The sequence below is a fragment of the Pseudoalteromonas sp. P1-9 genome, assembly GCF_001399975.1.
In the GTDB taxonomy this organism is placed as follows: domain Bacteria; phylum Pseudomonadota; class Gammaproteobacteria; order Enterobacterales; family Alteromonadaceae; genus Pseudoalteromonas.
In genome coordinates this window covers 17,177-32,689 of the sequence record NZ_LKBD01000033.1, presented here as the reverse complement: position 1 = coordinate 32,689, position 15,513 = coordinate 17,177, and the positions used below count along the sequence as shown (strand labels likewise).

At 40.1% G+C, this 15,513-nt stretch carries 11 protein-coding genes; 10 read left to right on the top strand and 1 reads right to left on the bottom strand.

Features of this window, described 5'->3' with window-relative positions; translation table 11 throughout:
- Positions 1–2 precede the first annotated feature (2 nt).
- The 5 genes from AN214_RS16985 (at position 3) to AN214_RS16965 (ending at position 9,018) form a co-directional block, all read left to right on the top strand.
- Positions 3–1,913, top strand: a complete 1,911-nt coding sequence (locus AN214_RS16985; RefSeq protein WP_054980812.1) for an ABC transporter ATP-binding protein — start codon at positions 3–5, stop codon at positions 1,911–1,913.
- 11 nt (positions 1,914–1,924) lie between these two features.
- Positions 1,925–3,679, top strand: a complete 1,755-nt coding sequence (locus AN214_RS16980; RefSeq protein ID WP_054980811.1) for a DUF3466 family protein — start codon at positions 1,925–1,927, stop codon at positions 3,677–3,679.
- Positions 3,680–3,854: 175 nt separating this feature from the next.
- Positions 3,855–4,541 (top strand): translesion DNA synthesis-associated protein ImuA, encoded by a 687-nt coding sequence (gene imuA / locus AN214_RS16975; RefSeq protein WP_054980810.1) that lies wholly within the window; start codon positions 3,855–3,857, stop codon positions 4,539–4,541.
- A complete protein-coding gene (locus AN214_RS16970; protein WP_054980809.1) occupies positions 4,541–5,935 on the top strand; it encodes a DNA polymerase Y family protein in 1,395 nt (464 codons plus the stop codon). Before imuA ends, AN214_RS16970 begins: the two co-directional genes overlap by 1 nt.
- Positions 5,935–9,018: an error-prone DNA polymerase gene (locus AN214_RS16965; protein WP_054980808.1), complete on the top strand. Its 3,084-nt coding sequence runs from the start codon at positions 5,935–5,937 to the stop codon at positions 9,016–9,018. Before AN214_RS16970 ends, AN214_RS16965 begins: the two co-directional genes overlap by 1 nt.
- A 53-nt stretch (positions 9,019–9,071) precedes the next feature.
- Here the strand turns inward: AN214_RS16965 and AN214_RS16960 are convergent, their stop codons facing one another.
- A complete protein-coding gene (locus tag AN214_RS16960; protein WP_054980807.1) occupies positions 9,072–9,584 on the bottom strand; it encodes a DUF2062 domain-containing protein in 513 nt (170 codons plus the stop codon).
- Between AN214_RS16960 and AN214_RS16955 the strand changes: the two genes are divergently transcribed.
- The 5 genes from AN214_RS16955 to kdsB all read left to right on the top strand — a co-directional run bounded on the left by AN214_RS16955 (position 9,564) and on the right by kdsB (position 15,511).
- Positions 9,564–11,807 carry a DNA internalization-related competence protein ComEC/Rec2 gene (locus AN214_RS16955; RefSeq protein ID WP_082428611.1) on the top strand — a complete coding sequence of 748 codons (2,244 nt, stop codon included), beginning with the start codon at positions 9,564–9,566 and terminating at the stop codon, positions 11,805–11,807. The genes AN214_RS16960 and AN214_RS16955 overlap by 21 nt on opposite strands.
- A gap of 69 nt (positions 11,808–11,876) precedes the next feature.
- A complete protein-coding gene (msbA, locus tag AN214_RS16950) occupies positions 11,877–13,610 on the top strand; it encodes a lipid A export permease/ATP-binding protein MsbA (RefSeq protein ID WP_054980805.1) in 1,734 nt (577 codons plus the stop codon).
- A complete protein-coding gene (lpxK, locus tag AN214_RS16945; RefSeq protein WP_054980804.1) occupies positions 13,610–14,581 on the top strand; it encodes a tetraacyldisaccharide 4'-kinase in 972 nt (323 codons plus the stop codon). Before msbA ends, lpxK begins: the two co-directional genes overlap by 1 nt.
- Positions 14,571–14,768, top strand: coding sequence for a Trm112 family protein (locus AN214_RS16940; protein ID WP_010560034.1), 198 nt, complete (start codon positions 14,571–14,573; stop codon positions 14,766–14,768). Before lpxK ends, AN214_RS16940 begins: the two co-directional genes overlap by 11 nt.
- A complete protein-coding gene (kdsB, locus tag AN214_RS16935; protein WP_054980803.1) occupies positions 14,756–15,511 on the top strand; it encodes a 3-deoxy-manno-octulosonate cytidylyltransferase in 756 nt (251 codons plus the stop codon). The genes AN214_RS16940 and kdsB overlap by 13 nt, the downstream gene beginning before the upstream one ends.
- Positions 15,512–15,513 lie beyond the last annotated feature (2 nt).

Below are 15,513 nucleotides of genomic sequence, written 5' to 3'. Positions count from 1 at the left end.
TCATGGATTTAATTAGAATTACAGGAGCGCAGTTAGCGTTCGGCACACACCCATTGCTTGATAATGCAGAAATGCTGATTGAAAATGGCGAGCGGGTATGTATTGTAGGTCGTAACGGCGCTGGTAAATCAAGCTTGCTTAAAGTGCTTGATAGTCAAATTCAGTTGGATGATGGTGAAATTAACCGTCTGAGTGGATTAAAAGTAGCACGCCTTGAGCAAGATCCACCAAAAGGTGCGAATGGCACCGTATTTGATTATGTTGCCAATGGCTTACCGCACATTGCGACACTGTTAATTGAATATCACGAAGTGAGCGCGAGATTAAGTCAAGATAACAGTGACAAAACACTTAAACAGTTCGAGCGCTTATCGTCTCAGTTAGAGGCAAACGACGGTTGGCGTTTCGAAACGCAAATAAACCAAGTGTTAAGTCAGTTAGAACTCGATCCAAACAGTGATTTAACCTCACTTTCGGGCGGTTGGCTTAGAAAAGTAGCGCTTGCGAAAGCACTGGTAGGTGAGCCAGATCTATTATTACTAGATGAGCCAACTAACCACTTGGACGTTGCCAGCATTGAGTGGTTGGAAAAATTCTTAAAAGAATTTAATGGTGCGATCGTATTTATTTCTCACGACCGTGCATTTATTCGTTCAATGGCAACACGTATTCTTGATTTAGACCGAGGTAAGCTGGCCTCTTACCCTGGTAATTATGAAAAATATCTAGAGCAAAAAGAGCACGCATTAAAAGTTGAAGAAAGCCAAAATGCCTTGTTTGATAAAAAACTCGCGGAAGAAGAAGCATGGATCCGTCAGGGCATTAAAGCGCGCCGTACGCGTAACGAAGGCCGTGTTCGCGCACTTAAACAACTGCGTGTGGAACGAAAAGCCCGTGTTGAAAAACAAGGTAAGGCCGATTTCAACATAGAAAGTGCTCAGCGTTCTGGCAAGTTAGTATTTGAAGCTAAAGGCATTAGCCAAGGCTTTACAAATAAGCCAATAGTGAAAGACTTCTCTACCTTAGTTATGCGTGGTGATCGTATTGGGCTAGTTGGGCCAAATGGTGTAGGTAAAACTACCTTATTGAAAATTCTATTTGGCGAATTAGCGCTGGAATCAGGCAAAGTAAAGCAAGGTGTTAATTTAGAAGTTGCTTATTTTGATCAATATCGCTCGGTACTCGACGAAGAAGCCAGCGTGCAAGATAATGTTGCTGACGGTAAACAAGAGGTCAACATCGGTGGCCGCAGTCGTCATGTGCTTGGCTATTTACAAGACTTTTTATTCCCACCAGCACGAGCGCGTTCACCGGTTAAGTCGTTATCTGGTGGAGAGAAAAACCGCTTATTACTGGCAAAATTATTTGTTAAACCAAGCAATGTATTGGTACTCGATGAGCCGACCAATGATCTAGATGTTGAAACACTTGAATTACTTGAAGAAATTCTCGCTAATTATCAAGGTACTGTGTTGGTTGTAAGTCACGACCGTGAATTTATCGACAATACCTGTAGTACGGTATGGGGCTTTTTAGGTGATGGCAAAGTAGTGGAAGTGGTTGGTGGATACCAAGATTTCCAAAATTATGCGCAGTCACTTGCTGAAAAAACAGTAATTGAACAAAAACAAAAAGACACAGAAAAGGACAAAAAAGTCGCAGATAAGCCTTTAGCTAAAAAAGCAGGCAAGTTATCATACAAATTAAAACGAGAACTCGAAGAGCTACCCGCTTTATTAGAATCGCTTGAACAAGAAGTTGAAGAACTTCAAGAAGTTGTTAACTCTCCCGATTTTTTCAAGCAAGATAGCGAGCAAACTCAGAAAACCTTGAACCAATTACAGCAAGCAGAGTCGAAGCTTGAAACCGCTTTTATGCGCTGGGAAGAATTGGAACAATTACAGGATCAGTAGTAGGAATAAAAATGAAATATAAATTACTTGCAGCGGCAGTTTTTGCTGCAATCACGCCACAGGTTCAAGGCGCTACTCCATATGTTTTAGAAGAGCTTGGCAATCTAGATTACGCTAAACACGCGTATGTAACTGATGCAAACGAAGCGGGTCAAGCCGTTGGTATGGCGCAAGGCGTATTCAATATTGTTATTGATATTGCGGAATTAGATTTTGAAGACACACGTCTTATAAATTCGTATAAAGACCGTGAGCGTATCTTCGAAAATCGTGATGAAGAAATTACCTTCACACTAGATGATATCGAAAATGGTAATATCAATGGTGACGCGCAAGAATTCCTACAAGACTTTTTACTTAGATATTACAATATCAGCACGTACCAAAAAATTTCAGGTAGTACAAGTACCGAGTTTAATATTGCCATTGAGTATAATAACTCAACGCAAGAACGTGTTATTTATGATGTTGAACACCCTGATTATGACGGTGGCTTAACACGCTCGGTTGAAAATATTTTTACTTCAATCGCTGAAGATGGTGTTAAAGCTGGCTGGGGCTCTGCACCTTACACCAAGATTCAATTTACTGAAGATGGCGAAACAGAGTCGGAAACACATTATATTCGTGATTTTACACGCCGTGGTGTTGTAATCAATAATGCTGGAGAACGAGTTGATTTAATGCCTTCAGAAGCAACCTATGGTGGTATTTCTGGTGCGTATAACATCGTTCAGAAAAGTGATGGTTACCTGGTAGTGGGTGAAACATCAATAAGTATTGCTTCAGATACTCAAGAATCATTAGATGACCGTTGTGATGGTGAAAAGTCACCTGTAGAAGTTTGTCGTGAAACATATATAAACTCTTTATATAACCGTCATGCGACTATGTGGCGTTTAGATAGTAATTTAAATGTGCTTGAAACTGTTGACCTTGGCCTTGGTTTTATACCTGATGAAGACGAGCAAAAAAAGGCTTGGCGCAGTGCAGCATTAGCGGTTAACGAAAATGAAATTGCAGTAGGTTATTCTGATGTAAAGTATCGCGATAGCAGTAGAGTCTACTCGTACCCAGTATATTATAAAAATGGCGATGTTGTAGAGTTTATCGACGAAGAGAACTATGGACCGGGTCGTGCGACAGCTATTAATAATAATAATATTATTACAGGCTATGCAATTAAAAGTATTGAGAACACTGACCGTACTAAGTTTTTTTACCATAATGTTGTAACCGGTGAGACAGTTTTTCCAACAGACTTTTTTAAAAGTAGTTCTGCGGTTGCGACAGACATAAATGATAACGGCCTTATTATTGGTCAAGGTGAAGTTGAGACAAGCTCGTCAGCAAACCGTCGTAAAGAAGCATTTATTTACGATATCAATACAGATACGTTCACAAATCTTAATGATTTATTACCGTGTTTTGCAAACGATGGTGAATCATCATTTCCATATGTGGTTGCGGAAGCAACTAGTATTTCAAATGATGGTACTGTATATGGAGTAGCTACCAAAACAGTAGATAAGCGTGATGCACAAGGTAATGTTGTGGTTGATGATAACGGCAAAGTAGAGCAAGAAAGTGTGATTGTTTCAGTGAAGCTGAAATATAACGCTGGGGGTGTAGCTGAGAAGTGTCCTGAAAAAGCGCAAGAAACATATGAGCGCCAAGGTGCATCGTTTGGTGCATTAGGGTTATTATTATTGCCACTTGTAGCAATTAGACGACGCTTTTTAAATAGGAAGTGTTTTATACAGTAATGTTTTGATGAGTTTATTAAAAGATAAGATATAAACTCATCTTTTTAACATATTGATAAAGTTATGATTGAAGGCCAACTGCAAAAACAGTTGGCCTTTTTTATTATGGATCCATTGATCCTCAACATCAAAGGGTTATACTGTATTTATATACAGTATAACCCTTGGTGTATTCATGAATTCACTGATCAAGCAATTACATCATCGCAATCTGCTTTGGTATGCATCCAACCGTATTCAAACGCAGCAGATAGAAAAGCATCAAACGGGCTTTGTGGTTTTAGATGAAAAGCTCGCTGGCGGTATGCCTACTAATGGCGTGATAGAACTATTGAGTAACCCCGGCATTGGTGAACTTCGATTGATTGCACCCAGCTTTAAAATGCGGCAAAGCTGTTTTATTGTGTTTATTTCACCGCCTGCATTGCTTAACAGTGCTGCTTTGCATCATTTAGGGGTTGATGTTAGTCAAGTGTTAGTACTGTATCCTGAGCAACATAAAGATGCGCTTTGGGCAGTAGAACAATGTTTACAAAGTGGCAGTTGTAGCGATGTTATTTATTGGCCGCAGCAAGATTTAACGATTTCCCATATCCAGCGCTTTCAGCAAGCAAGTAAATCGGGTAAAAACCGTTTGTTTTACTTAAGTAGTTATAAAACCAGTCAAGCGAGTTTACCTGTTACTTTAAGCTTAACATTACAAGCACATCCACAAGGGCTGAAAGTAAAGATAAATCGTCGAAAAGGCGGGTGGCCAAGTGATTATTTTATTGTTGATATGCAAACGACATGGCCTTATTGCACCATTGCATCTTCGCCTATCAGCAATGTGATTGCATTTCCGGTTGATAAGGCTGGTTAATGTTAAATTGGCTTTACCTTTACTTTCCACAGTTACAACTTGATGCGCAATTTGCAATGTCGAGTACTGAGGTAATTGCCTTGGCCAATCACCAAGGTAATTTAGTACAACTTTCAACGGCGGCTAAAAAAAAAGGATTAACGCAAGGGCAAGGGTTAGGGCAAGCTAGTTTATTGGTCTCTGATCTGGCGGTTTACCCATATCAAGAAGAAGTGGAAGTGGCAGAGCTTAAGCGCATAGCCAGTGTACTTTATAACTACACTGCAGATATTTGTATGATGCCGCCAAAAGGTTTACTGATAGCGTGTGATGGTATGCAGTCCTTATATAACAATAGTGATCAGTATTGGCATGTGCTTGAAACACAGTTAAAAACATTGGGAGTTCAGTATTATTTCGCAAGCGGATCTTCACCATTGTTGGCAAAAGCATTAGCACAAGCGGGTACTAATGTGATTTTTGCAAACCAACAAAATGCGCGTAATCAGCTTGCGTTATTGTCATTACAATTTGCTGATATCACTACAAAAGAAATTGCTTTGCTAACCCGCGTAGGGATTACGCACTTTAAGCAGTTGTTGCGTGTATCGCTTGATGAGTTAGCTAAACGCTACTCACGTGAATTAGTAATGTATGTAGGTAAATTAACAGGCCAATATCCGCATCGAGTGACTTTTTATATACCTGATACTCATTTTGAAAAACAACTAACCTTACATTATGAAGTATCGCTCACTAAGTATCTTGAAAAACCACTTTTGCTTGTATTAAAGCAACAACAAGCCTTTTTACTCTCTACTTGTAAGTTAGCAAAGCAAGTGACCCTTATTTTGCATTTTAGAGAAGTAGCCAATTTGGTATTTGAACTATCGTCAGCGCATGCTGAATATCGAGCTGAACACTGGTTAACGCTTTTTTTATTACGTTTAGAAAATACCGAGTTACCAGCACCCGTTATCGCATTAACTATAAAAAGCGATTACCTTGTATCTAATTTAGGTGAAGAAGGTGACTTGTTTTCACAGCATAATTCAAGCTTTGATACTGCAATATTAACCGCAATATTACAGGCAAAACTTGGGCAGGAGCAGGTTAAAACCTTAACTGTCTATAATGATTTAAGGCCAGAAATAGCTAGCCAAGAAAATACATTCAATACGTTATCAAATGCGCCACAAATGAATTTAATCCGGCCAAGTTTTATGCTGCGTTCACCTGTAGCGCTCACTCAGCCGATCACGATATCGCACGGTCCTGAACGCATAGTGACAGGTTGGTGGGATAATAATAATGTTGCTCGTGATTATTTTATTGCACGAGATGAGAGTGGACGGTGGCTGTGGGTTTTTCGTACGCCAAAAAAACAATGGTTTATTCATGGGTTTTTTAGCTAATGAATTATGCAGAATTAGTTTGCCAATCAAATTTTTCTTTTTTACATGGGGCATCACATCCCGAAGAGTTGGTTGCCACGGCCGATAACCTTGGTTACTCCCATATTGCGATTACAGATGAATGCTCTGTTGCTGGAGTTGTGCGCGCACATCGTGAGATTAAAAACCACAAACGGGCAATTAAGTTAATTGTTGGTAGCTTATTTACGCTCGAAGATAGTTTAACAGTCGTTTTGTTATGCCCAACAAGAAAAGCTTATGCAGAATTGTGTCGAATAATCACCAATGCACGGCGACGCAGTGAAAAAGGTAATTACCTGCTGACTCGATGGGATTTAATGTCAATCAAGCACTGTCTTTTTATTTGGCTACCAAAGGGCGAAAATATTGATCATCTTTGGGCTCATTGGCTTAAAAAACACCATGAAGATCGTTTATGGTTGGGGTTAACACGCTTTTTATTAGCGCACGAGTCAGAGTATATGGAGCACTGCCAACGCTTGATAGCGCAATACGATATAACGCCTGTGGCATGTGGTCATGCGCTGATGCATCAAGCCAATAGGTTGCCGTTACAGCACGTATTAAGTGCCATTAAAACACGTAAAACAGTCGCTCAATTAGGGCAAAAACTACTTTCCAATGAAGAATATGCATTACGTGAAAAACAAAAGTTGTCACGTTTATTTTCATCTGATGTTTTAGCGCAAACGACGGCTATTGCAAACCGATGCCATTTCAACCTTGATAAACTGAGGTATGAGTATCCAAGTGAATTAGTGCCAAAAGGCGTTAGTGCAATGGCTTATTTAAGGCAGTTAGTGAAGCAGGGTATTGCGCATCGTTTTCCTGAAGGGATCACAGCGGATATACAGGCGACCATTGATAAAGAACTCGCATTAATTGAAGAATTGGATTATCCATTTTATTTTTTAACTATTCATGACATTGTTATGTTTGCTAAAAACAATGGCATTTTGTACCAAGGCCGGGGATCAGCTGCTAACTCAGTGGTATGTTATTGCCTTGAAATCACCGCAGTTGATCCGCGACAAATAGCGGTATTGTTTGAGCGTTTTATTAGTAAAGAGCGAAATGAACCGCCTGATATTGATGTCGATTTTGAACATCAAAGGCGTGAGGAAGTGATCCAATATATTTATCAAAAATATGGTAGAGAACGCACCGCATTAGCCGCTACTGTGGTGAGTTTTCGTTTTAAAAGTGCCATCCGTGAGGTTGGTAAAGCGCTGGATATTGAAAGCAGCAAGCTTGAATACTTTATTAAAAATATCAATCGTCGAGATAAAACAACGCACTGGCAAACGCAGTTACAGCAGCTGGGTTTAGACCCACAATCAAATAAAGCGCAGCATTTTGTATCGCTCACGGAACAAATTTTAGGATTTCCAAGGCACTTATCACAACATGTTGGAGGCTTTGTTATTTCATCAGGCCCGTTATATGAACTGGTTGCTGTTGAAAATGCCGCGATGAAAGAACGTACGGTGATCCAATGGGATAAAGATGATTTAGAAACCCTTGGTTTATTAAAGGTCGATATTTTAGCCTTGGGCATGCTTAATGCAATACGCAAATGCTTTCAAGAAATTAAAATGCGTCATCAAAGGCAATTGTCTATCGCTGATATTACCCGAGTAAGCGATGATACTGCGGTTTATCAGATGATTCAAAAAGCCGATACGGTTGGGGTATTTCAAATCGAATCGCGAGCGCAAATGAGCATGCTGCCGAGGCTAAAACCGACAAGTTATTACGACTTAGTAATCCAAATTGCCATAGTGCGGCCTGGGCCTATTCAAGGTGATATGGTGCATCCGTTTTTAAAACGACGTAATGGCATTGAGGCCATTTCATATCCCTCAAATGAGGTTAAAGAAGTATTGGCGCGTACGCTAGGCGTGCCTATTTTTCAAGAGCAAGTTATTAAAATAGCCATGGTCGCCGCGGGCTTTACTGGCGGTGAGGCCGATCAATTAAGGCGTGCGATGGCAAGCTGGAAAAAGTCAGGGGAATTACAAAAGTTTAAGCAAAAACTGATAAATGGCATGTTGTCTCGAGGTTACCAAATGCAGTTTGCAGAACGCCTTTATCAACAAATATGTGGCTTTGGCGAGTATGGTTTTCCTGAATCGCATTCGGCGTCGTTTGCTGTGCTCGCATATGTATCGGCTTGGCTTAAACACTATTATCCTGTCGAGTTTTATACGTCCTTACTAAATAGCATGCCTCTTGGTTTTTATAGTGTGTCGCAGTTACTGCAAGATGCAAAACGACACAATATTGAAATTGCTCCGGTATGTGTTAATCACTCACATTATCAACATACAATTACTAAAGAAGGTGTATTACAAATCGGTTTTTGTATTATTAAAGGTGTGATTGCATCTGATATTGAACAGCTTATCGACCAGCGACCTAAAACAGGCTATGAAAGTATTGAACAGCTTAAACAACAAGGCGTTAAAGCGCGATTATTAGCACAACTTGCCAGTGCCAACGCTTTATCTGTGCTTGCAGGCAACCGCTTTGCAACACGTTGGCAGATTATGAACAGTGAAAGTGATTTACCACTCTTTAACGGCTTTAACACTAATCAGACAACAGAGCAAAGGCCAGCAGTGTCGTTTAACCAAGCACCCAGTGAATTAGATAATGTCGTTGAAGATTATCAATCAACCGGGTTTTCCCTTGGTTTACACCCAATTGACTTATTAGAAGCTGAGGGAGTATTACCATCGTTTTGTAAGGCGAATGAATTAACAGGAAAAACACATAAATCATTAGTGACAGTGATTGGCGTTGTGACAGGAAAACAAGCGCCGGGCACTGCTGCTGGCGTGACGTTTATTACGCTTGAAGATGCGACAGGAAATATCAATGTGGTCGTGTGGCAGGGCACATCACACGAACAGAAAAAAGCATTTCTTGGGGCGAAAATTTTACAAGTTAAAGGAGTATTAGAACGAGAAGGCGATGTTATTCATATTATTGCAGGCAAACTTATCGACCTAACTGATAAGTTAGATAAATTAGCCGCGAAATCTCGGGAGTTTCATTAGTACTTAAATGAGAATATGCAGTTAATGCTTTTCTTATGCCAAGTTAAACGTCTTTAGCCTCTGTTTTTACGTGCTTTCCATTGTTTTAGCACTGAATAGCGCCATAAATAATCAATACCAAAATAACCAATAGCGGAGGCTGCTGCTGCGCATACTAAACTGCCTACCATAAACGCAGGACCAATGCTTGATAAGCTGTCAACAAACCACTGCCAGCTTGCTTGGAAGGTAAAATCTTGCTTTTGTTGCCCTAATACCAAATAGCCAACAAGGTAGTTAAAATAAAAAATCGGTGCCATAGTTAAAGGGTTGGTAATCCAAACCAATGCAACAGATAGTGGGAGATTTACGCGAAATGGAATCGCGATTGCTGCGCTTAGCAGCATTTGAAAAGGAACTGGAATAAATGCCCAAAATAACCCAACTGCAAATGCACCACGCGCTGAGCGTCGATTTAAATGCCATAAATTTGCATCGTGTAACATATCGCCAAAAATACTAAGCGTTTTGTTTTGCTTAATCTTATTATGATCAGGTAACAGCTTTTGGATCGTTTTTTTTGGCATGGCGGTTTACATCTTCCTTTTTGGCAAAGCATAGTGTGCTTTGTTGTTGGCTGCATATTGTCACTATTTTTCTTCAATACGCTAGTCTTTTTTTCGACAATTATACTGGTTGTACTAGTCATCGTCGTTATTACAGCAAAGAACATCGCCAAATTTTACTCGATAATCACGCTACTAGTCGGTGCTAGTTACCCCATTTTATATTATCACTGTGTTTATAGCAGCAACCTAAGCTACGACGAGTTACAACAAAAACAAATACTGCACGGCGTTATAGAGCAAATAGATAACTATCAATTTAATGACCGTCTAATTGTTAAAACAACAAAAATTGCCAATACGAATTTAAAGCCTTATGCGTTAATGCGAACACAAGTTTATATATCTCGAGCAATCAATACTCAGTATAGCCCCAAAGTGGGCGACACCATATCAATACGTGCCAAGTTCAAGCCAATTAAACCAAGGTTAAATGAGGGCTTGTTTGACAGGCGCTTACATAATTTTTATGTGGGATTAAAGTACAAAGGCAGTGTTTCAAAAAGTGATGATTTTGCTGTGCTAACACGAGCTGCGCCGTCGCACATTACTAATCTGGGGAGTTTATCTCACTATAGTTGGCTATATCGAGGTGTATTATTTGGTGATACAAGTGCAATGCCTGAAAATATTAAAAGCGCAATTCGCAATTTAGGAATTGCACACTTATTTGCAGTTTCTGGCCTACATATGGCGATTGTATTCGGCTTTTCATTTTGGTTAGGAAAATTAGCGCTATTACTTGTGAGCAAGTTTTCATCTCACAATACACTTAGAATTGTACCTTATTTTATTGCCATAGCGGTGTGCGCAACTTATCTGCATGCTGCTGATTATGCTACCTCAGCAATACGTGCATTTATTATGATCGTATTAGTGTGCTTATGCTTATTTGTAAATCGCAGTTATACCAGTAAGCGGGCATTATTGTGCGCGCTATTGCTGGTTATATTAGTTAACCCATTTGTGTTGTTAAGTGCGGGGTTTTATTTTTCATTTATCGCAGTTGCCAGCATTCTAGTGGCCATTGATTTGACAAAAAAGTGGCGAATAAAGCATCCTTTGTATCAACTTGCATTTATTCAATTGGTAATTAGCATCACGTTAACGCCGTTGACTGTGTTCTTTTTTAACGGCACCAGTGTATTTAGTGTTTTTGTAAATCTTTTAGCAATTCCGCTGTTTTCTTTATTTGTCATGCCATTAATGCTTTGTGTGGTGTTAGTTGATTATGCGTTTTCTTTCTCAACTCCGTATCGTTGGCTTGATGCGCTATTGAAATTACTTATCAATTATATCGAGCGTGTTGGAGAACATATAACATGGCATTATGTGCCTCCAATCAGTTGGCAGTTAATAATGCTGACAATCGCCACTGTTTTATTGTTGCTTTATTACTATCGAAGCGCGTTGCTAACATTACCTATTCTAGTATTTTATTATGTCCATGCTCTTAATAAAGAACCGAACCTGACAATACGTATATTGGATGTGGGTCATGGCTTATCGGTGATCATAAGTAAACAAGGTGAAGCGGTACTCTATGATTTAGGCGCGCGATATCAAGACTTCAGCTATTTTAATCATCTGGTGTTACCCACCTTAGCGATTAACCGTTTGACCTTAATCAAAACAGTGATAAGTCACGATGATAATGATCACAGTGGTGGGTTAACCGATTTACGGCATGCTGGTTATTTTTCAACGATAAGTGGGTTTGAAAAAGCCTGTAATATAAATGCAAATTGGTTAGAAAATGTAAGGTTTAAGTCGTTTGCGGCGCCTCATACAGTACACAGTGATAATAACAGTTCCTGTGTTCTACTTATCACAAGTGGCCAATTTAAACTGTTATTAACAGGCGATATTGAGGCTGAGCGGGAAAACACATTGTTAGCGGAGCCGAGCATTCAGAATATCGATGTGCTTATTTCGCCCCACCATGGCAGTAATAGTTCATCAACCGAGGGCTTTATTGATAAAACACAACCACGTTGGGTAGTTCATTCGGTGAATGCATATAATCGTTGGCGATTACCAAGTTTGGCGGTTGTTACGCGTTATGCCGAATATGGTACCAAGCAGCTAACAACCTCACGCGGCGCAGTCAAAATAGAGGTTACATCAAGCGGGTATACACTTAGTTATGCAAAACAGCAAAATTACTGGTTTCTCGTTGATTAACACTGCGAAATTCTTGGGTTTTGCATCATAGCGCTATACAATAGGCGCAAATAAATTCAAGTTAGCACCATGACAACCTCATCTGATTACTACAAGCGTTTATTAACCTACGTCAAACCGCATAAACTCGCAGCCACATTCGCCATTATTGGAATGTTAGGCTATGCCGCAATGGACGGATTATTTGTTTATTTAATGGACCCGTTTATTGAGCAAGGTTTGACGGCGAAAAATCAAGAGGTGATGAAGTGGGCACCGGTTGTGGTGATTTTATTGGTGCTATTTCGCGGTGTGTTTAACTTCGTTTCAAGTTACTGTTTAGCTAATGTGGGCTCACATGTAGTGATGGCAATTCGTAAAGAATTGTTTGCTAAGTTGCTTCATTTACCGGTGTCATTTCACGATCAGCATTCAACCGGTGAATTAATTTCAAAAATTACCTTTGATGCAGAGCAAGTACAAACAGCGATAACAAAAGCCTTGATCACCATAGTGCGAGAAGGGGCGTTTGTTGTTTTCTTAGTGATCAATATGTTGATTGCCAGCTGGCAATTATCATTGTTGTTTATTTTAGTCGTGCCCATTGTTGCAGGCATTGTCTCAATCGTGTCTAAACGCTTTCGTGTTATTGCAAAACGTATTCAAGATGCCATGGGGGGCGTAACACGTGCGTCAGAACAAATGGTAAAAGGGCATAAAGTAATTCATTCATTTGGTGGTCAAGAGATTGAACAGCAGCGTTTTGCCGATGTAAATAACCGTAATCGCCAACAGCGAGTAAAAATGGATGCGACGAAAGCGCTGAGCGTTGCCAGTATTCAAATTATTGCTGCATCTGCCATCGCCATGGTGTTGGCTGCAATTGGCTTTAACCTTGTTGAACCTATTTCTACAGGCGCATTCGTTAGCTTATTAACCGCAATGATGATGATGCTACGCCCGTTAAAACAGCTATCAAATGTGAATGTTGAACTGCAGCGTGGTATTGCAGCTGCAAAAAGTATTTTTGATATCTTAGATTTGGAAAATGAAAAAGACACCGGCTCAAAAACGCTGGAAAAATGTCAGGGCCATATCACAATCGAGGGCTTGTCGTTTGCCTACCCAAATACCGAGCGCAATATTTTAAACGAACTGTCGATGGATATTAAACCTGGGCAATCAGTAGCCTTAGTTGGCCGTTCAGGCTCAGGAAAATCAACACTCTCTAACCTGTTACCACGTTTTTACGATACCTATACTAATGGCGATATCAAACTCGACGGGCTATCGGTTAATACCTTTGATTTAACTTGGTTGCGCGAACAATTTGCCATCGTGTCGCAACAAGTTGTGTTATTCAATGATACTATCGAGAACAATATCACTTACGGTTTTAAAGGTGATATCACCCCTGAAAAGCTGCAAAAAATTGTTGAGCAATCGCACGTTTGGGAATTTGTAAAAGACTTACCAGAAGGTTTACAAACCATTGTCGGTGAAGATGGCGTAATGTTATCTGGCGGACAACGTCAACGTATTGCTATCGCACGAGCGCTGCTTAAAAACGCGCCAATTTTGATTTTAGATGAAGCTACGTCAGCACTCGATACTGAGTCAGAAAAATTAATTCAACATGCGTTAAACGATTTAATGAAAGGGCGCACGTCGATTGTTATTGCGCACCGTTTATCAACGATTGAAAACTCTGATGTCATTTATGTATTAGATAAAGGGCAAATAATCGAGTCGGGTTCGCACGCTGAGCTAATTGATAAGCAAGGTGCCTATTTAGCACTGCAAAAAATGCAGGCTAATGACTAATGAATGTGATTGAAAAAAGCTGGTATCAAAAATTTGGTATTACTTGGCTTTTATTACCGCTAAGCGCGCTGTTTTACCTAATTACGTTATATCGCTTCTGTCGCAAGCGAAGATTACAATTGGCGACTGATAAACCAAAAGTCATTGTTGTTGGTAATATTGCGGTAGGTGGCACAGGCAAAACACCATTTACCTTGTTTCTTGTTGATTATTTGCAGCAAAAAGGATTATCTGTTGCGGTTATTTCACGTGGCTATGGTGGTCAAACTCAAAGCCAACCTTTATTAGTGACAGATGGCATATCGCCCGAAATATGTGGTGATGAACCTAAGTTGATAGCTGTTCGCACAGGTGCACCGGTTGTAGTGTGCCCAAATCGAAATTTAAGCATCGATTATTTAAAGAAGCGCATTAACCCTGATGTGATTATTGCTGATGATGGATTGCAACATTACCAAATGGCGCGTGCTATAGAGCTTTGCATTGTTGATGGGAAACGTCAATTTGGCAATGGTTTTGTGATGCCAGCAGGTCCACTTCGCGAAGCGAAAAGCAGACTAAAACATGTTGATTTAACCATTACTAATGGCACAGCAGTGGATAACGGTTACCAGCTAGCGGTAGATGGAGTATATGGCATAATTGATGGGCAAAAAGTTGCCAATTTAGACAACCCAGTTCACTTAGTGAGCGCAATAGGTAATCCAAGTCGCTTTGAGCAAAGTGTAAACGAGCAGAATATTCTGGTGCACGGACATACTATTTTTAAAGATCATCATACATACAGTGAAAGTGATTTTGCCGCACTAGACGGTGTAATATTAATGACAGAAAAAGATGCCGTAAAATGCCAGTCATTTGCGAAAACAAATTGGTATTATTTAAAAGTTACCGCTAAACCGACTAAACAATTGGTCGACAAACTCGACCAGTTATTAATTGAAAAAGGGATCCATAATCATGGCGTTTGACACAAAACTACTCGAAATCATTGCTTGCCCTGTAACAAAAGGTCATCTTAAATTTGACCGCGAGAATTTAGAGCTTATTAGCACCCAAGCAAAGTTGGCTTACCCAGTAAGAGATGATATTCCGGTATTGCTTGAAGAAGAGGCTCGCGAATTATCACTTGAAGAGGTTGAAAAGTGGAATTCGTAGTCATTATTCCAGCGCGCTATGCGTCGAGTCGTTTACCGGCTAAACCCCTGGCTGATATACAAGGCAAGCCAATGGTGCAGCACGTATATGAAAAAGCACTGGCATCAGGTGCGAAACGGGTAATTGTCGCAACGGATCATATAGAGATAGAAGCGGCAGTTAATCGCTTTAATGGTGAAGTTTTAATGACTCGTGAAGATCATGAGTCGGGCACAGAACGCCTTGCTGAAGTGGTGACAAAACTAAATTTATCAGATGACACAATCGTGGTAAATGTACAAGGCGATGAACCGTTAATCCCACCGCAAAACATCGCGCAAGTGGCAAACTTATTAGCATCCGATTCTGCGCCAATGGCAACGTTAAGTGTGGTAATCGACGATATTGAAGAAGCGCTTAACCCAAATGCGGTAAAAGTTGTCGCTGATAATCACAATAATGCGTTGTATTTTTCGCGTGCAACGATTCCTTACGATCGAAACCGCTTTTTAGGCAAAGATGAAATATCTGAAATTGGCGATTTCTATCAACGCCATATTGGTATTTATGCGTATCGTGCGGGTTTTATTAAAGAATATATTACTCTAGACGTATCACCGCTTGAGCAAATCGAATCGTTAGAGCAGCTACGTGTTTTATATCATGGTAAAAAGATAAAAGTACAAACCGCAATCGAAGCGCCGCAGCCAGGTGTTGATACGCCTGAAGATCTCGCTAAGGTGAATGCTTTTTTAAGCAAGTAAGT

Excerpts from the sequence above, each read along its gene's own strand:
- AN214_RS16985 (WP_054980812.1), top strand. The coding sequence starts at position 3 with ATGGATTTAATTAGAATTACAGGAGCGCAGTTAGCGTTCGGCACACAC.
- AN214_RS16980 (WP_054980811.1), top strand. The coding sequence starts at position 1,925 with ATGAAATATAAATTACTTGCAGCGGCAGTTTTTGCTGCAATCACGCCA.
- imuA (WP_054980810.1), top strand. The coding sequence starts at position 3,855 with ATGAATTCACTGATCAAGCAATTACATCATCGCAATCTGCTTTGGTAT.
- AN214_RS16970 (WP_054980809.1), top strand. The coding sequence starts at position 4,541 with ATGTTAAATTGGCTTTACCTTTACTTTCCACAGTTACAACTTGATGCG.
- AN214_RS16965 (WP_054980808.1), top strand. The coding sequence starts at position 5,935 with ATGAATTATGCAGAATTAGTTTGCCAATCAAATTTTTCTTTTTTACAT.
- AN214_RS16960 (WP_054980807.1), bottom strand. The coding sequence starts at position 9,584 with ATGCCAAAAAAAACGATCCAAAAGCTGTTACCTGATCATAATAAGATT.
- msbA (WP_054980805.1), top strand. The coding sequence starts at position 11,877 with ATGACAACCTCATCTGATTACTACAAGCGTTTATTAACCTACGTCAAA.
- lpxK (WP_054980804.1), top strand. The coding sequence starts at position 13,610 with ATGAATGTGATTGAAAAAAGCTGGTATCAAAAATTTGGTATTACTTGG.
- AN214_RS16940 (WP_010560034.1), top strand. The coding sequence starts at position 14,571 with ATGGCGTTTGACACAAAACTACTCGAAATCATTGCTTGCCCTGTAACA.